Annotated in this window: 10 protein-coding genes; 2 read left to right on the forward strand and 8 right to left on the reverse strand. The window is 54.4% G+C overall.

Annotated features, from left to right (window positions below; translation table 11 throughout):
- Positions 1-55: 55 nt before the first annotated feature.
- The 5 genes from HNQ92_RS20955 to HNQ92_RS20975 all read right to left on the reverse strand — a co-directional run bounded on the left by HNQ92_RS20955 (position 56) and on the right by HNQ92_RS20975 (position 11001).
- Entirely contained in the window at positions 56-3031 is a 2976-nt protein-coding gene (locus tag HNQ92_RS20955) for a serine hydrolase domain-containing protein (protein ID WP_184176944.1), read from the reverse strand.
- A 317-nt stretch (positions 3032-3348) separates the two neighbouring features.
- Positions 3349-4425, reverse strand: coding sequence for an IPT/TIG domain-containing protein (locus HNQ92_RS20960; protein ID WP_184176946.1), 1077 nt, complete (start codon positions 4423-4425; stop codon positions 3349-3351).
- 51 nt (positions 4426-4476) lie between these two features.
- Positions 4477-6048 carry a RagB/SusD family nutrient uptake outer membrane protein gene (locus HNQ92_RS20965; protein WP_184176948.1) on the reverse strand — a complete coding sequence of 524 codons (1572 nt, stop codon included), beginning with the start codon at positions 6046-6048 and terminating at the stop codon, positions 4477-4479.
- 47 nt (positions 6049-6095) lie between these two features.
- Positions 6096-9236, reverse strand: a complete 3141-nt coding sequence (locus HNQ92_RS20970; RefSeq protein WP_184176950.1) for a SusC/RagA family TonB-linked outer membrane protein — start codon at positions 9234-9236, stop codon at positions 6096-6098.
- A gap of 463 nt (positions 9237-9699) precedes the next feature.
- Complete coding sequence (locus HNQ92_RS20975) at positions 9700-11001, reverse strand: hypothetical protein (protein ID WP_184176952.1); 1302 nt, start codon at positions 10999-11001, stop codon at positions 9700-9702.
- A 133-nt stretch (positions 11002-11134) separates the two neighbouring features.
- Here HNQ92_RS20975 and HNQ92_RS20980 point away from each other — a divergent pair, with 133 nt between their 5' ends.
- Positions 11135-12238, forward strand: a complete 1104-nt coding sequence (locus HNQ92_RS20980) for a hypothetical protein (protein WP_184176954.1) — start codon at positions 11135-11137, stop codon at positions 12236-12238.
- A 1136-nt stretch (positions 12239-13374) separates the two neighbouring features.
- Positions 13375-13779, forward strand: coding sequence for a hypothetical protein (locus HNQ92_RS20985; RefSeq protein ID WP_184176956.1), 405 nt, complete (start codon positions 13375-13377; stop codon positions 13777-13779).
- Positions 13780-13985: 206 nt separating this feature from the next.
- Here the strand turns inward: HNQ92_RS20985 and HNQ92_RS20990 are convergent, their stop codons facing one another.
- From HNQ92_RS20990 to HNQ92_RS21000, 3 genes are all read right to left on the reverse strand, one after another.
- Positions 13986-15173 (reverse strand): hypothetical protein, encoded by a 1188-nt coding sequence (locus HNQ92_RS20990; protein WP_184176957.1) that lies wholly within the window; start codon positions 15171-15173, stop codon positions 13986-13988.
- 364 nt (positions 15174-15537) lie between these two features.
- Positions 15538-16710, reverse strand: coding sequence for a chromate efflux transporter (chrA, locus tag HNQ92_RS20995; protein ID WP_184176959.1), 1173 nt, complete (start codon positions 16708-16710; stop codon positions 15538-15540).
- A gap of 362 nt (positions 16711-17072) precedes the next feature.
- Positions 17073-18029 carry an isopenicillin N synthase family dioxygenase gene (locus HNQ92_RS21000; protein ID WP_184176961.1) on the reverse strand — a complete coding sequence of 319 codons (957 nt, stop codon included), beginning with the start codon at positions 18027-18029 and terminating at the stop codon, positions 17073-17075.
- Positions 18030-18123 lie beyond the last annotated feature (94 nt).

An 18123-nucleotide genomic window follows, 5' to 3' on the forward strand; every position in this document is an offset into this window, starting at 1 on the left:
CCCGAATCCTCTGCTGCAAAGTACCCTTTGCCCCATGCCCCGAACCCCATGCCCTCTAGTGAATCTGGTTCAATAACTGCTCATACACTACATCCATGATGGCCGTGCGGATGTTGAGTTGCGAGAGCTTGTTGTTGTCGCGGGTGGGGTACACGCGGTTGGACAAAAACACGTACGATAGCTCGAAGGAAGGGTCCATCCAAACCATGATCCCCGTAAAGCCCGTGTGCCCGAAGCTCATCGGGCTGGCGTAGCGGGGCGCGTTGCCGGTGTACTTGAAGGTCGGCTTGTCGAAGCCCAGGCCGCGGCGGCTTCCCTGCTCGGGGTACTGGTAGCGGGTAAACTCCAGCAGGGCGTTGCTAGTCAGCAGCTGCTGTCCGCCAAAGTACCCGTTTTGCAGGTACATCTGCATCACCTTCATGAGGTCGTTGGCGTTGCCAAAGAGGCCCGCGTGGCCGCTAAGCCCGCCCAGCATGGCCGCGCCTTCGTCGTGTACCTGCCCGTGAATGACCGTTTTCCGGAAGAACGTATCCCGCTCGCTGGGGACGATCTGGTCGAGGCCGTAGAAGCGCAGCGGGTTGTAGGTGAGGCTGGTGGCACCGAGTTTTTTGTAAAAATGATTTTTAAGGTAGTCTTCAAAGGGCTCTTCGGCGAGGCTTTCTACGATCTGCGGGTACAAGATAAACGACAGATCGCTGTATACGTAGCCTTCCTGCGGGTTGAGCGGCGAATCCCGGATGGACTTGAAGATTTGCTTGTCGTAATTTTTATGAATAAAAAGGCTATCTCCTACCACCGACGTAGGGTACTTGTCGGACTGCTCGGTACTGAAGGTGTTCTTCTTCCAGGTACCGTCGGGGTTTTGAGCATCGCGCCAGAACTGAATCCAGGACTTGAGCCGGGCGCTGTGTGTCAGGACCCGCCGCCAGGTCAGGTCGGCCTTGTTGGAGCGCTGGTAGCCGGGCAGGTAGTCTTTCATGGTGGCGTCGAGGTCAAATTTGCCCTGGCCCCAGAGGCTCATGAGGGCCAGCGTGGAGGCCGTCACTTTCGTTACCGACGCCAGGTCGTAGAGGTCGCCGAGCTGCGTGGGTTTGGTACTTTCGTAGGTATGCGTACCGTACGCCTTGCGGAAAAATACCTTGCCCGCCCGCGCCAGCTCCACCACGCAGCCGGGGGTGGCCTTTTGCCGAATGGCCAGGTTGGCAATGGAGTCGATCTTGGCGGTAATGATGCGCGAGTCGAGGCCCACCTCCTCGGGAATGGTGTACTTGAGCCGTCCCAACGCCGGGGTACTTAGCCCCGCGCCGTAGGCAAAGCGCTCGTTGACCGTAACGGGTAGTTTGCCCTCCGCCGGAATGGCCCCGAAGATCAGCTGGGCCGACAAATCCTCCGTGTAGGGCGTGAGCTGGTAGGCCATCAGCAGCGCGCGGGCCTGCTCCGGCTGCCGGATCTTGTTCAGTACGTAGGGGTTGCCGAAGAGCGCCACGACGGCCTTGTTGGTGGCCATGAGTTGTTGCAGGGCGGCGTTCATGGGGTCGGTGAGGCCAAAGTTGAGGCGGGGCGAGATACTGCCCAGGTGTACCCCCACCAGCAGCAGGTTGTAGTCGCCGAGCTTGGCGAGCAGCTCTTGTACCTGGGCGTTGGTCGCCTTGGACGACAGCGAGTACGTATCCACGGCGGTGTACAGGCCCAGCGTTTGCTGGAAGGTGGTGGTACCTTCGGCACCCAGCGACACGGCCGCGATCCGGAGCGTGTCGAGTGCGCGCAGCGGCAGCAGGTCTTGGTCGTTTTTTAGTACCGTCAGCGCCTTTTCGGTGAGCAGGCGGTTGGTCAGTTCGGCTTGTTTGGGGTTCAAATCTTCCACCAGGTTTTCCATTACAACGGGGCGGTACTGCGCCAGGCCCACCCAGGCTTTGGCTTCAAGTACCTTGCGGCAGCGGAAGTCGATCTCGGCCTGCGTGATCCGGCCCGCCGCCAGTGATTTTTTGATTTCGGCAATGGCTTTGGGTACATCTTCCGTAAATTCCAACAAATCCATACCGGCCTCCAGGCCCAGGGCGTCAGCCTTGCCGTCGGAGAAGTACTTCGTGACGCCCTTCATGTTCATGGCGTCGGAGTAGATGAGCCCGCTGAAGCCCAGCTGGTGCCGGAGCAGGTCGGTTACGATGGGTTTGGAAAGCGTAGAGGGGAGGTTGGGCGTAGCGTCCAGGGCCGGAATGCTCAGGTGGGCGATCATCATGCCGCTAAGGCCGTTGTTGATCAATACCTTAAAGGGGTACAGCTCCAGCGTGTCGAGCTGAGTGGTCGATTTTTTAATCAGCGGCAGGTCGTAGTGCGAATCCACGCCCGTGTCGCCGTGGCCGGGGAAGTGCTTGGCGCTGGTGAGCAGGCCGTGGTCCTGCATGCCTTTCATGTAGGCCAGGGCTTTCTGCGCTACCTGGTACTTATTTTCCCCAAACGAGCGAAAGTTGATGACCGGGTTGTTGGGGTTGTTGTTGACGTCGGCCACGGGCGCAAAGTTGACGTGTACCCCCAGCCGCCGGGCCTGTGCGGCCAGCTGCGTACCCATGTCGTAGAGGAGCTCGTCGTGGCCTTGAATAGCGCCCAGCGTCATTTGGTAGGGGTAGCGCACGGTGCTGTCGATGCGCATGGCCAGGCCCCACTCGGCGTCCATGGCCACGAGCAAAGGTACCTTGCTGATGGACTGGTAGTAGTTGGTCAGCCGGGCCTGCGGCACGGGACCACCCTGGAAAAATACCACGCCGCCTACCTTGTTTTCGCGGATCAGCTTTTCGACAAAGGCCGGGCGGCTCTTGGTGGTGTCGATCAGCGACCGCTTGGTATCCGAAGTAGCCGCTACCATGATCAGCTGCGCAATGCGCTCGTCGGGTGTGAGGGTGGCAAACACCGAGTCGACCCAGGCGCGGTGGGTGTTCAGGAAGGCAGGAGGGGTACTTGTTTGGGCCAAGGCAGGAGAAAGTATGCCCAGAGAACACAGAAAAAACAGCGAGGCCAGAACTTTAGCTTTCATGCAGGACTTTCAGATTGAATCTTTTCCCAAAGAAACGAAAAGTTTTGGATTTTGCCGGGACGAAGCGGAGTAGGCGGTAAAGTACCTGCGGTGCCAAGTACCCTTGAGGGGTACTTCCTGGCCCAGGCTAGCCGTCCCATTCTTTTTAAGTACCTCAAGTACCTTGTATGGGTTAGGTGAGAAGAGAAAAAAAGGGTAGCTGTGCAAAAAGAAAAGCTAGGTATCCGTACGAAAAACCGGCCCCAGGTACCTTCTTGTAGGAGTAAGGCACCTGGGGGCGGTTAGGAGTTTGATGGGTCAAACGACCCGTACTGTCGCTATTTGACCAACATCAGATCGTCGAAGTAGAACACCTCGTCCTGCTTGTCGGGGCCCTGGATGCGGAAGCCCAGCTGCGCCAGCGTTTTGCCCGACGACCAGAAGTCGATGTCGGAGAGCTTCACCTTGAAGTAGTTCCAGACCCCGGCCTTGACGTTGAGCTTGTTGGCTTCGATGTAGTTGCCAAAACCGCCCGCGCTGGCGTCGGTGGTGATGTAGAGCGAGTAGTCTTCCGAAGCGCCTTTGATCCAGACGGTCAGGTACTGGTACTGCGCCGAGTAAGGTACCGAGGGCGACCAGTTCGAGAAGCCGATCAGGTGCCAGTTTCCTTTCTGGTAGTTTTTGCCGATGGAAGCCGTACCCGACTTGAACTCCGTTTTCGAGATCAGGGCGGCGTCGCCCCAGGAGCCGTCGCCGAAGCCTGGGCCGTACGCATCGCCAAAGATTTTGAGGGCGTTGTCGATGGCCACAAATTCCTGCGTCGTGGTTATTTTGCCGGTGCCATTCACGATGTCGAGCGTAGCGCGGTTGACCGTCGTGGCCGGAAATTCCAGCACGAGTTCTTTTTTCGTCTGCGACACGATGGTGGCGGCGTCGGAAGTACCCGTGAGCGTAACGGCGGTCACGTCGTCGAAGTTGTTGCCGGTGAGGGTGATCCGGGTACCTTTCGTGAAGTTGTAGTTTGAGGCCGAGGCCACCGACGGGTACGCCAGCACCCGGAAGGTCGTCGAGGCGGTTTTGCCCGCACTGTTGGTGAAAATAATCTTCTGCTCGCCGCCAATGGCCTCCTCCGGTACCCGGAACAGGATGGCGTCGTCGGTGTTGAGGGTAGAGTAGAAGCCCGCCGGCACGTTGTCTTTCTCAAACACAATGGAGCGAATCGCGCCCATGCCGGAGCCCATGACGGTGAGCAAAGTACCCCCCGCGGCCGAGTCGGGCCGGATCTCCGAGACCGTCAAATTACCCGGCCCGATCTGGGGGCTGCCGTCGGTGTCTTGGGTGCAGGAGCTGAGGGAGACATTCAATAGCAGGGCAATGAGGCCTGCCCCGGCTAGCGGCTGAAATAGTTTTTTCATTCGTTGGTTCCTATTAAATAAAAGGATTAAATCTCTACTAATAACGATCGCTTAGTTGTAGTACGGAACGGCGGGCTTGTTGAGCTCGGGGTCCTGGACGATCTCTCCCGCCGGAATGGGCAGGTACATTTTGCTCTCGGTAAAGGTCGTGATGTACTTGGGGCCACCCTCTACCGAGCCGCGGTTTTGCTTTTCAATGATCGCCTTGGCTTTGGCAAAGCCCTGCCGCTGGATGTCGTACCAGTAGTCGCCCTCAAAGGCAAACTCCACCCGCCGCTCGTGCATGACGTCGGCCAGGGTGATGGACGTTTTGGCGGGTAGCCCGGCCCGGTTCCGGACGAGGTTAAAGGCCGCCAACGCGCTGGCATCGGAGGTAGAGGCGGCGTCGGCCAGGGTGGCTTCGGCGTAGATGAGCAGGATGTCGGCGTAGCGCAGCAGCACTACGTTGTTGCCGGAGTTTTGGCCCAGTACGGGCTCGCCACCGTAGGCTTTGCCGGGGCCCGCAAAGTACTTGGCAATGTTGGCGCGGGTAGCGTTTTGGGCACCGCCTTCGTCGGTGGCGCGGGTGGTGTCATAGACGTACCCATTGGCCATAAACTCGTTGTACTTGGGGGCGTTGGCGCGTTGGGGTTTCCACTCGGGCTTGCTCCAGCCGTGCTCCATCACCGACCACCGGCGGCGCAGGTCGCCAAACTCGTACTCGCTGAGCATGTCGAGCGAAGGTACGTACATTTCCCAGGCCGAGGCTTCGGAGGTGTTGAGGTTGCTGGGGCCGCGGTCGGGGTTTTTGAGGTTGCCGGTACCCCAGGGATCTTGCGAAAATTGGTGCTGGATCGAGAACAGGCTCTCGGCGTTGTTGTTCATCGAAGCTTTGGTAAACATGCCGTAGTAGTCGCTCACCAGGCTGTACTTACCCGACTGGATCACTTCCTGGGCCTTGGCTTTGGCGTTGGCGTAGTCTTTATTATACAAATACAATTTCGCCATCATGCCCTTAGCCGAGTACTTGGTAAGCCGACCGGGTACGTCCGACTCGGGCAGTCCGGCTTCGGCTTTTTGCAGGTCTTCGAGGGCAAAGCGAAGTACGTCTTTCTGAAAGTACCTCGGAATGTTGAAGTTGCCCGAGAGCGCCACTGCGCCCGGATCGGTGATGATGGGCGCATCGCCCCAGGTGCGGGCAATGTAGAAGTAGATCGTACCCCGGATGAAGTTACACTCGGCAATGGCGGGGTCCAGGTAGGCCGCATTGCCGCCCTGCGTTTTCTTCTCTTCAAAGGTGTTGATCAGCACGTTGGCGTAGCCGATGATCTTGTAAAAAGCCCCCCAGGCGGCTCCTACGCGCTCGGAGGCGGAGGAGTACGTAAATTCGGAGAACTCGATGTCGGTGTAGCTGAACATGTTGCCGGACATCACGTCGCCGATGGCGTCCTGCGCCCGGCTTTCGAAGTTGCGCCAGGGCAAGCCACTGTACAAGGTACTGGTGGCGGCCCGTACTTCTTCGGCGTTGTTGTAGTAGTTGCCGGTAGTGGTACCCGACAGCGAGGGGCGTTCAATGAAGTCAGGACTGCACGAGGCCACCAGCAAAGCGGGCACCAAGAGCGCGGTATATAGGATCTTTTTCATATTGACAATTGACGGTTTTCTAATGCACTTGTAAAGGATGGCGACGCTTAAAACTCCACGTTGGCCCCGATGGTGAAAGTACGGGGGTTGGGGTAGTGGCCCGTGTCTACGTTGGTGAGTTTGATGCTGTTGTTCAGCGAGCCAATTTCCGGATCGTAGCCTGAGTACTTGGTAAAGGTTTTCAGGTTTTGGATGGAGGCATAAAAGCGCAGGTTGTTGATTTTGGCCTTGCTGATGAATGCCTTCGGCAGGCGGTAGCCCAGCGTGATGTTCTGAATGCGCGCGTAGGAGGCGTCTTCCACGTAGCGGTCCGACATGGCCGTGTTGTTTTTGTTGGTATTCGTAAAGCGGGGCAGGCTGCCGTCGGGGTTTTCGTCGGTGTAGCGGTCCATGACGGTACGCAGCTGGTTGGACCAGGCGCTGTTCAGGCCTTCCAGCTGCCAGCGCAGGAAGTTGAACGCCTTGGCTCCCTGGCTACCCTGCAAGAACAGCGTGAAGTCAAAGCCCTTGTAGGTGAGGGTATTGGTAAGGCCCCAGCTGAATTTAGGCAGCGGACTACCAATGAAGGTCATGTCTTCGGCGTCAATTTTGCCGTCGTTGTTGATGTCCTTGAAGCGGATGTCGCCCAGCCAGGTTTGTGAAGGATCAACGATGTAGCCAAACTGCGGAATGCTGTTGTCGAGGTCGGCCTGGTTGCGGTAGAGACCATCCGTCACCAGCCCCCAGAAAGAACCCACGGGGCGGCCCGGCGTGGTGTGCGTCACGAGGTAGTTGCTATAATACACCTTCCCATCCAGGGCCGAGGCGGCGCTGGCGGCGCGGTCGTAGGTATTGGTAAAATGCGTAAATACTACGTTGGTGCGCCAGGTCAGGTCGTTGGCTTTGATGTTGGTGGACGTAATGCCAATGTCCACTCCGGTGTTGGTCATTTGTCCGGCGTTGCCCAGGGGCGCTTTCAGGTCGTCCCACTGGTCACCCACGCCGATGAGGTTGGGGCCCGTCAGGAAGATGATCATGTCGGAAGTTACTTTCTTGTAGGCGTCGATGGTGGCGTCGAGGCGGCCGTTGAAGAAGCCCAGGTCCAGCCCGACGTTGGTGGTTTTGACGGACTCCCATTTCAGGTTCGGGTTAGGAATTCCCTGGATCATGTTGGACGAGCCAAAACCCACCGGCCCGCTGAAAAACTGCACCGCTCCCACGTAGGCGGGGTTGGGGGCCCCGTTGGGGAAGTTCTGATTGCCTACTTCTCCGTAGCCCACTCTTAGCTTGGCGTAGGTAAGTACGCTGGCGATGGGGCCGTTCTGCATAAATTTCTCGTTGGAGATGGTCCAACCGGCCGATACCCCCGGAAAGTACCCCCAGCGGTTGTTAGGGCCAAAGTTGGAGGAGCCGTCGGCCCGGAAGCTGGCCGAAAAGGAGAAGCGCTCGTCGTAGGTATAGTTGGCCCGCGCAAACCACGACTCCATGGCCCACTGTCCTTTGCCCCCGCTCAGGCCCCAGGTCATTTGGTCGGCGCTGCCGGTATTGAGGTCAAAGATGTTGGCCTGGAGGTCCACCTTCGTACCCGAAATAGACTGGTAGTAGGAATTTTGGGCCTGGTGACCTACCGTAGCCTGAATGCCGTGCTTGCCAAACCACTTGTTGTAGTTAAGGTAGTTGGTCAAAGACCAGTAGTAGCTATCCGAGCGGCGGTCGATGAGCTTGCTGCGAAACGACTCGCCCCCGATGGTACCCGCTTGCTGAAAGGCCGTATTGCTGTCGTTGTTCAGCGAGTAGGATACCTCGTTGCGCAGGCTCAGGTCTTTGAAGATCTGCAGGTCGGCGTAGACACTCCCAAAGATATTGTTGGCCGTGCGGTTATTGCCCCGGTACTGGGCGTTGCCCACGGGGTTGGAGTTGCTGTAGCGTACGCCACCCACGGTTTGGCCACCGCCCCAGGTACCATCCAGGTTTTTAACCGGAATCAGCGGACTCGTAACGGCCCCCCACCAGATGGTACTTTCGGCGGCATCGGCCAGGGAAATGTTCTGGATGCTGCGCGATACGTTGGCACTCACGCCTACTTTCATCCAGGTTTTTAGCTGGTTATCGAGGCTAAAGCGGGTGGAGTACCGCTTAAAATCCGAGCCCAGCAGAATCCCCTCGTTTTCGTAGTAGTTGGCCGAAAGGTAGTAGGTAGTGCGCTCGCGGCCACCTGAGAAGCTCAGCTGGTGGTTTTGGGTACGGCCGTGGCGGAACATCGCCTGCTGCCAGTCGGTACCTTCGCCCAGGATCGATGGGTCGCGGAATTCGTCGGACGGCGCGTTGCCGATGATCGGAAGTACCTCGTTTTGGTACTTGGCAAACTCCCGCAGGTTCATCAGGTCGAGGCGGTTGGCTACTTCCGACACCCCGTAGTAGGTTTCGTAGTTGATCTTGCCCTCGCCCGCCTTTCCTTTTTTGGTCGTGATCAGGATCACCCCGTTGGCGGCCTGCGAGCCGTAGATGGCCTGCGCCGAGGCGTCTTTCAGTACGTCGATGGACTCGATGTCGTTGGGGTTGAGGCTCGCCATGACGCTGTTGCCGGTTTGGCCGTCACCTCCGCCCAGGCCCGCAAAACCGTTGCTGGAGGCCGTATTGCCATTCACAAAAGGTACTCCGTCGATCACAAACAGCGGGTCATTGCTGTTGATGGACGTTACCCCACGTACCTTGATCGACACCCCGCCCCCCGGCTGACCGCCGTTGCTGGTGACGGTCACCCCGGCGGCTTTGCCCTGGAGCATTTGATCTACCCCGGCTACGGGCATGTCTTTCAGCTCGGTCCCTTTCACGGTGGTGATGGAAGACGTCACATCGGCGCGTTTGGCCGTACCGTAGCCGATCACCACCACCTCTTCCAGCGCGCGGCTGTCAGACTGCATCGTGATCGCCACCACGGAGCGATTACCGATTTCGACCTCCTGTGTATTTTTACCCACAAAGCTCACCACCAGAATTTTAGCGTCGTTGGCTAAGCTCAGGGAAAAGTTTCCGTCAATGCCCGTGGTAGTACCGGTTGTGGTACCTTTCACCATAATACTCACACCCGGAAGCCCCTGCCCGCCTTCGTCGGTGACCGAACCGCTTATAGTTCGGGTTTGAGCTTGGATAAAACCAGCCCCTCCGAGCAGAAAGCACATCAATACCAGTAATTTTTTCAACATCATGTAGTAGGATTTTAGTTACCATTAATAGTGCAAAAGAGTGAGCTTTTTCTCTTAACTATATAGTGCTATTTTATCCATTCCTACTTCAATAGTGTTAAAAAATGACCTTAATAAATGGTAATTTTACTTTTATTACTATTCTTTTTGAAGTTAGAAAAGAATAAAATTGGTGTTTGGAGGCTATGGAAAAGGTATATACGAAGAGAAGATTTGGTATACACGAAGTGCCTAACAAGTTACTAAATCTGGTACTATTATTGCATTTTAGAATGGCTTGGAAGCTCTTTACGAAAGGGTTAACGGATGGTACTTCGCGCAAAGTACCTCCCCGCTGCCTGCGCCGCAAGCAACCGGTGCACTACGGGACGAAGCGTGCCCGGGCGGGTTAAAAGCTAACGTGAAAGGGCTTGTGCAGGTACCTGCTGCGTATTATTTGGGAAGGAGCGTGCTTAGCCAGGTACCTCTAGAGTGTCTCGAACTCATCAGCGTACACAACTGCCCCGTCGGGCTTTCGGAAACGTACGTAATCCACCGAGCCGGTACCCTCAAAGCTGAAGCCTGCTCCGAGGAGGTCGGTGGGGTCGTTGGGGAAGGTAGTGTCGTAGGCGAGCTCGTCGTCCAGCCATATACGCACGCGTTTGTTCACTACCTCATAACGTACCGCTACCCACTGGCTGAGGTCGCGGCCCAGGGCCGACAGGTCGGCGTGGGCGCTGGTGGCCGAGTGGCCCGCCAAAAACAGCCCCAAAGTACCTACGCAGCCTTTGGCGCTCAGCGGAAAAATGAACATATCGTTGCGGCAGAAGAGCAAAATACGGACTTGCTGACAGGCCGCGGAGCCTTCGGCGTAGTCGACCTTGAGGCGGGTTTCGAAGGTGAAGTTGTCGTTGGAAAGGCCCAGGGAGGTCAGGATGTTGCGGTAAATGACCTTGGGTAGCAAGGGTTGCAGGGGGATATTCTTTCGTTGGAGTGCCGCCGCCGATACCGATAGCGCCCCGTCCCGGATCACCTCCGACGACTTGAAGTACACGGGCACGGGCTCTTGCTCCGCCACCACCACCCAGCCGTCAGACGGAATGAAGAGGTCGTGTTCGCGCACGATCTGGCCGCCCACCACCAGCTTGGCCCGAAAGTACCCCGGCAGGTAGTAGACCGACGTATGCTCGTGGCCGTTCTTAGGTACTTGCTGGCGGCGGGTGGGGTCCCACGACTGCTGAATAAACACGGAGTCGGTGGGGGAGGCCGTGGCGTCGTATCGAAACAACACCGAGTTGGGAATACCCTGCGTCACGGGCTCGCTGCTGAAGGCGAAGTCGTCGGGCGAAAGTACCCGGGAGGCGGTATGGTTTTGAAAAAAAAGTACCACCATTACCAGCGCTGCGCCTACGCCCACGGCCAGCAGCCAGGGCCGCCGACGGCGGGTAGGGGAAACCGTGGGACGGCCCACCGGCGCGGAAGGTACTTCTACGCCCATAGGCGGTTCTGGAGGTACCTGCTGCCAGGCGCGCCAGCTCTCGTAGCCCGCAAAGACGGCCAGGGCGTTGAGGGTCGTTTGGGTAGGGGCGGAGCTGTACCGGACGCGCCCCCACACGCGTTTCAGGGTCGTTACGCTGAGTGCCACGCCGGTGTGGGCGGCGATTTCCTCGCTGAGCCGGTCGAAATCCTGCGTAGACCAGCCTTGGCTATCGCCCCAGCCGAGCTTGGTTTCGATCTGCTGGCGGCAACGGGCCAGGTCGGTCTGGTGTTTCGATTTAATGCCTGTCATTCAGCTACTTAGTTGTCTTGCACAAACTTGCCCCGTATTTGCACGGCCTTGAATGGCTTTTGGGGTACCTAGCCCGCAGCTTTGCTTTCGTCTTCCCGAATTTAGTTCTCTAAAATTAAAAAGAAAGCCATTCATGAAAAAACAACTCGCCCTCTTGTTTGCCCTCGGCCTGGTAGGTACCTGGGCTCCGGCCCAAACGCCCGTGCCCCTGGAAGCCTCGCATTGGGATATCACCGGCAAGGTAACAAAAGAAAACTACCTGGGAAAAGAATGCATCCGGCTCACCGACGGCGATATGCACCTGAAAGACCGTACCTTCAAGAACGGCGTCATTGAGGTAGACGTGGCGCTGAGCCCCGGCAGGTACTTTCCCGGCCTGGGTTTCCGGGTGCAGGATGCGCAGAACATGGAAAACGTCTACGTGCGGCCGCACCAGCTGGGCAACCCCGACGCCATCCAGTATCAGCCGGTTTACCACGGCCAGGCGGCCTGGCAGCTCTACCACGGCGAGGGCTACTCCAACGCCATCCGGTACCCCCTCGACGCCTGGATGCACCTGCGGATCGTGGTGCGCGACCGCCAGGCGCTGGTCTACGTCGACAACCAGGACCAACCCGCCCTGGTGATTCACCAGCTCAAGCGAGCGCCCCAGGCGGGGAGCATCAGCCTGAGTAACGGCGCGCCGGTGGCCGCTCGTTTTGCCAACTTTAGCTACACGAGCCAGGACGAAGTACCCCTCCCGGCTACCTTCAAGCCCGAGGCCGCCCCGGAGCCGGGTACTTTGCTGCGCTGGCGGGTGTCGGGTACCTTTGACGAAAAGCAGCTGGAAAGTACCTTCCAGGTACCGGCCAGCCTCACCCAAAGCCTGCGCTGGACCCAGGTACCCACCGAGCCTTCGGGCCTGCTCAACCTGGCTCAGCTGTCGGGGCTCAGCGAGGCGCAGAACACCGCCTTTGCCAAGGTGGTTATCACCGCCGACCGGGCGCAGATCAAGCGGTTGCTGCTGGGGTTCAGCGACCGGGCGCGGGTGTACCTCAACGGAAAGCTGCTCTACGCGGGCCGGGATGAGTTCATGTCGCGCGACTACCGCTACCTGGGTACCGTGGGGTACTTTGACGAGCTCTACTTGGACCTGAAAAAAGGCCCGAACGAACTCTGGATCGCCGTCTCGGAAAACTTCGGCGGCTGGGGCCTCAAGGCCCGCCTACCTGACCCAACGGGCGTGGCGGTGGAGTAGGTGTCTATTTACGGGCAAAGTACCTTTACTAGCCTAGATCAAAAAAAGAGTTGGATGTAAGCCCAACTCTTTTAGCACTTCTTACCAGCCCCAGCCTCTTTCCAAAAACTCAATCTCTATTCGGCCCTTTCGGGCTGTACCGGGCTTAAAGACTAAGCACTTATATCTTCCCGCGTGGGTACCTTCTTCTCCATCTTTTCTATAGATGGAATCGGTATAGACCACACTGGCCCTTTCTACTTCTGCGCAATTGGCACTAACCTCACAATCACAGATCGTAAGTGATAGAGTACCATCCATGGTTCCGTGTACCTTCCAGCTCAGCACGCCGTCATCCCGTTTGACTTGGTATACCAAGTTATAGGGCTGTGACAAATTTCCAATCACGTGCTTTTCTCGAAGGTCTCGCCGCCAGCAGCCAGCTAACGCAAGTACCAATAAGATAAGGATGACTCTAGTAATCATTGGCATAACCGTTATAAAGGATGGAGTGGGGTTTTCAGATCGTATCTTCAAACAGGTTTAGTTCTCTACTATCTACTGCCTTTTTCTAAAAATTCAACCTCTATTCGACTCTTTCTGGCCGTGCCCGGAAAGAAAACCAAACACATATATGTATCCGGCTTAACGCTTCCTACTGTCCAATCAATATGGATAGAATCGGTATATACAACACTATTCCTTTCAAGCGATGCGCAATTAGAGCTAACCTCACAATAACAGCTAATATAAGATAACGTTCCGTCCATCGTTCCGTTGATCTTCCAGGTTACCCCAGCGTTGCGTTTGACTTTATATACCAGGTTATAGGGCTGAGACAAATTCGTAATCACGTGCTTTTCTCGAAGGTCTCGCCGCCAGCAGCCAGCTAACGCAAGTACCAATAGAACAAGGGGCAGTCTAGTAATCATTACAAAAATCGTTTACTTTAATGGTCGGAAAAAGGTCGTTAAAGTCCGTGTAGTAGCCCGGAAAGCTAGATACAAAGGTACTTAGCAGGAAGCAGGATCTAAGGTACTTTCGACCAGCTCAAATTACTATTTTTTCTGGACCGCCAAAGTAAACAGTTTTATCAACTACCTTTAAAAGGAAAAGAAACACCAGATCTAACAGTAAAGAATCTAAACCACGCACCTATGAAACGAATTCGTAGAAAGCTACACCATTTTTTCTTGCGCCCGGTCTATGCTTTGGTAGTAATTGTGGGCGCCATGCTGGCTTGCGAGAAAAAGGAACCCGCACCCGACTGCGGCTGTGAAGGTACCTTTTCGCAGCCCGTTGATTCCGTAGTGGTTCAGTATTACGGCAATCAGGTATTTATCCCTCGTGATTTGACTAAAAATCCCTTTCGGTTTTTTATGGCCTGTCAGCAGGATAGTACCTGGGTCGTATCTAGTCCGCAAGATCCTTACTACTACGTTATCTCGGGGCTAGAGGGAAAGCCGTGCCCTTCGGCTTTTGATATGCACAATATGCAATCAGTGATTCCCATTATTTCCTACATTCCCCTGAACATTACATCCATTGAAGCGCTGAAGTAAGCCTGTCCGTTGCGGGTACTTAGCTCTTCATGTAGGGCTGGTTGCGCAGCAATTTTAGATTTCCTAGCTCGGAAAATACCTGGGGGCTTTCTTCGGTCAGAGACCGACAACGCACAAACGTAGTCACAGACTACGCTCAACGGGTATTCTATTTTGACACCGCTGGACGGCGCATGATTGCAAATCGCGGTAGCAGAAGGCTTTATTTAGTTATCCAGGGCACTGTCTTCAACAACGTTTATTAAAAGCAATTCTTTTAATCTTTGTAAACTGCCTTCTTTTGTATTAATGTCCCCAACTAAATTGTAAGTTTTTCCGTCGGTTTTAACTACTATTCCTATTTTATTATCTATTTCGTATATTCTATAGGTGGCCGATGTGTTTTGAAAGATTAATGAATATACATCTTCACGCTCCTTTATGAATCTAAACGAGGAACTTGAATTGTCGCTCGTCGGAAATTGAAATTCTTGTTCGCCATCTTTCCTGACAATTTTATATTTTAGTCTTTTGTCATTTGTTACAGAAAGCGTTACCTTTTTTTTATTTTTTGATATAATGAATGAAAGGACTTCTGTAACTCCTATTCGATTCTCAATGGAACTTTCGATTACGGGAGCTTCCGAATCAGTTACTACATCGACTAATATAGTATCGCCATCTTCATATTGTTGGAAAGTTGGTGTTGATGGATCATTCATTACATTTGATATGTTTTCATTAGCCGTACATCCTTTAATATAACCACTATAATACTGTTTTGAATATAAATCTATACATTTGAAAAAGAGCATAGTCGTTTCTGGATCATGGTTAAGGTCCGCGCGATTGCGTTGATAGATATTATAATTATACATACAATCACATATAGTAGGTACATTGGACTTAGCAATACCAGAGACATCAATTCGATGCAATGATATTCTATTTAACTCCTTATCTTTTGGCAATAGCGTAAAATCCCCTTTTTTGTAAATTATTTCATATTTTACAGTATATTGATGTGGTACAGAAGATACTAATACTAATTCATGCTGATATGTCGTCTTCATTGATTTATCATCAATTTTTTTGGATATAGTGACTTTATATGTGCCTTCTTTAAGAGGATCTAAATCACCATCAGTAAAAAATTTCCACTTATATGTCCCATCTTTCATTATTTCTAAATTCTCCACAAATATATACTTCTCAGAGCCAACATATTTTGTGTCTTTGCCAGTATATTTTCCAGATATTTCTTCATGCGTTAGTGGAATTGATCTCAAATGTAAATTTGTGGCTTTTAAAGGATCAGAGCGCCTTTTGTGTAAAATAAATAATGCTATAAATAAGAAAATCGCAATAGATATATAAATAAAATAACGTATAGCTGGAAAATATTTTTCGTTCATTTTATCAAATAATTAGTATGCTTAATTGATATATTTTACCTATTAATGCGTAAGTTGATTCGTAAAGATTACCTTCGATGGGTATATAGTCGATAGCTAAGATTAAAAGCAATATTGTTGGTGTACTTTTATCGATATATATATATTAGACCCATTGTAACATGTTTTTCTTCAAAAGAAAAAGAGTCATTTCTTCTACTTTGACAAAATGGAAAGAATTTTATTGATTAGTGGATTATGACAAAATTAGAGATTTTTAATCCGTTGTTGGTATTCTCTCGCCGGGCGTAGTTTTAACTGGGCGGCATTCCGCTACGCCGCTGCGTCACACGGTCTCTAGCCTAAATACGAAATACTTTAAATCTCAAAAAATAAGTCCCAGCAGAATTCCCCCCAAAATAATGAGATAAGAAGGGACCCGCGTGAAGTACAGGATCAGCAAAGTACCTACTACCGTGAGCAGTGGTTGCCACTGGGTAGCCATGGGCTGGAACAGGATGATGGCCGCCGCGATGGTAAGTCCGCAACTGGTGGCGTGCACCCCCTGCAAGGACGCCCGCACACCCCGGTACTTTTTGAGCTGGTCCCAGAAGCGGTACACAAAGAAGATCAGGAAGGTACCCGGCAGGAAAATCCCGACCGTGGCCACGACGGCCCCGAGGATCTGCCCGCTGACGCCGTACTGCTGCATGGACATACTGCCCACGTAGGTGGCAATGGAAAACACCGGCCCCGGTACCAGCTGCGTCAGCGCCATGCCCGACAAAAACTCCTGCCGCGTGAGGTAGTGCTTAAACACCACAAACTCGTTGTAGAGCATCGGGATAAGTACCTGCCCGCCCCCGAATACCAGGCTGCCGTTGCGGTAGAAGTTCTCGAAGAGCCGCACGGGCAGCGACTTGGTGATGGCCCCCAGCGTGGCAGCTACCACCAGCACGGCCCCCCACAGGATAAAATTGCCCCACTTGATGCGCAGGGGCTGCTTTTCCATCACCTCGTGCTGCTTGAAGTTCAGCGAGGCCACCACGCCGCCGAGCACAATGACGATGGGCGTCACGAAGGGCGACGGGAAGAGGTACACGATGGCCGTCGAAACCAGCATCAGCGCCCAGCCCTGCACGTTACGGATCACCTTGCGGGCAATGCGGTAGGCCCCGAAAATCAGAAAAGCTACGGCCATGGGGCCTACGAAGCGCGTAAAACCCAGGGAGATATTTTTGCGCTCGAGGTAATGTACCCCGATGGCGGCCAGCGTCATGAGCGTGAGCGCGGGCAGCGACCACACCAGCAGCGTGAGGTAGGCCAGGCTGGGGCCGCCTATTTTGAAGCCCAGGGCCGTGACGGTCTGGGTAGAGGTGGGGCCGGGCAGGATCTGGCAGAGGGCCTGTAGCTCCAGGAGCTCCTCTTCGGTAAGGTATCGGCGCTTCTGTACGAGGCGCTCCAGCATGAGCATCAAATGTACCTGAGGACCGCCGAACGCCGTACACGCCAGCAGCAGAACGTCTTTCAGGTAAATGATGTACCGGAATCGCCGCATCTTTTTAGTGAGCCGTTTTCAGGAGATAGTGGAGGTATTGCAATTCAAAAGGAAGGTACTTACATTTTGGGAATAGATAGCAGGCTGAGGTAGTTTTAGGTCGATAATTAGTACTTTTTAATTTTTAAAAAGACCAAAGGTACCTAGCTAAGAAGGTGCTTGAGTTAGTTTCTTTAAACTACAACTTTGTCTTTTCGGCTGCAACCGCTCGGCGGTCCGATTCGTTACTTTTTCAGCCCGTAGCCTCCGGCTACGGTCGAGGGCACCCCCCGTCCAAAAAAGTGCCTCGTTTCGCGCGAAAATCCTTCGTTTCGCTATTAAATTAATAACTCAAACACCTTCTAAAACTACCTCGGACCATCCTATTTTTTCAGGCCCAGCTCGCGCAGGCGCTCGTCCAGGAATTCACCGGCGGTCATGTCGGTGTACAGCCTGGGGTACTCGGCATCCACGCAGCTTTCCAGGCAGCTGAGGTTCATGTCGGCGCGGGGGTGCATAAAAAACGGAATCGAGTAGCGCGAAGTACCCATCTTCTCGCGGGGCGGATTCACCACGCGGTGGATCGTCGACTTGAGCTTGTGGTTGGTGAGGCGGTCGAGCATGTCGCCCACGTTCACCACGATCTGGTCGGGCAGGGCCGTGATGGCGATCCACTTACCGTCGCGGCGAAGTACCTCCAGGCCCTCGGCGCTGGCCCCCATGAGCAGCGTAATGAGGTTGATGTCGCCGTGGGCGGCGGCCCGCACGGCCCCTTCAGGTACCAGGTCGGGGTTTTCGATAGGGAAATAGTGCAGCGCCCGCAGAATGCTGTCACCGTTTTTGACTTTATCCTCAAAGTACTCCTCCGGCAGGCCCAGGTACAGCGCAATGGCCCGCAGCAGGGTTTTGCCGGTTTGCTCGAAGGTTTTATACACCTCAAGGGTAAACTCACCAAACTCAGGTACCTCTTCGGGGAAAATATTGTGCGGCATATCGCCCACGGGCTCGGGCTGGCCCACGTGATAAAACTCCTTGAGATCCGCCACGGTAAAGCCCTTGGCTTTTTCTTTGCCCTTGCCTACGTAGCCGCGCTGCCCGTGCAACTCCTCGTGCTCGTATTTCTTCTTTTCGGCCTCGGGCAGGGTAAAAAAGCGCTGCACGGCCTGGTACAGATCGTGCCGCAGGGCTTCGGAAAGCCCGTGGTTTTTGATGGCCACAAAACCAATGGTATTGAAAGCCGCGCCCAGCTCCTGCACAAACTGCTGCTTGCGCGCCGGATCACCGGCGGTGAAGTCGGCCAGGTCGAGCGAAGGTACCTCATCCAGCAATGCTTGTTCCATAGTCACGTTTTTTTTGCAAAGTAGCGTACAATCGGTTGTTTATGCAATAATAATAGCCCGAGAATCTCTGGCCTGCCCGCAAGGGGAATCCTCA

The organism is Rhabdobacter roseus (assembly GCF_014202275.1).
Taxonomy (GTDB): domain Bacteria; phylum Bacteroidota; class Bacteroidia; order Cytophagales; family Spirosomataceae; genus Rhabdobacter; species Rhabdobacter roseus.

Bases quoted from the DNA above. Each gene is read 5' to 3' on its own strand.
- HNQ92_RS20955 (WP_184176944.1), bottom strand. From the start codon at position 3,031: ATGAAAGCTAAAGTTCTGGCCTCGCTGTTTTTTCTGTGTTCTCTGGGC.
- HNQ92_RS20960 (WP_184176946.1), bottom strand. From the start codon at position 4,425: ATGAAAAAACTATTTCAGCCGCTAGCCGGGGCAGGCCTCATTGCCCTG.
- HNQ92_RS20965 (WP_184176948.1), bottom strand. From the start codon at position 6,048: ATGAAAAAGATCCTATATACCGCGCTCTTGGTGCCCGCTTTGCTGGTG.
- HNQ92_RS20970 (WP_184176950.1), bottom strand. From the start codon at position 9,236: ATGATGTTGAAAAAATTACTGGTATTGATGTGCTTTCTGCTCGGAGGG.
- HNQ92_RS20975 (WP_184176952.1), bottom strand. From the start codon at position 11,001: ATGACAGGCATTAAATCGAAACACCAGACCGACCTGGCCCGTTGCCGC.
- HNQ92_RS20980 (WP_184176954.1), top strand. From the start codon at position 11,135: ATGAAAAAACAACTCGCCCTCTTGTTTGCCCTCGGCCTGGTAGGTACC.
- HNQ92_RS20985 (WP_184176956.1), top strand. From the start codon at position 13,375: ATGAAACGAATTCGTAGAAAGCTACACCATTTTTTCTTGCGCCCGGTC.
- HNQ92_RS20990 (WP_184176957.1), bottom strand. From the start codon at position 15,173: ATGAACGAAAAATATTTTCCAGCTATACGTTATTTTATTTATATATCT.
- chrA (WP_184176959.1), bottom strand. From the start codon at position 16,710: ATGCGGCGATTCCGGTACATCATTTACCTGAAAGACGTTCTGCTGCTG.
- HNQ92_RS21000 (WP_184176961.1), bottom strand. From the start codon at position 18,029: ATGGAACAAGCATTGCTGGATGAGGTACCTTCGCTCGACCTGGCCGAC.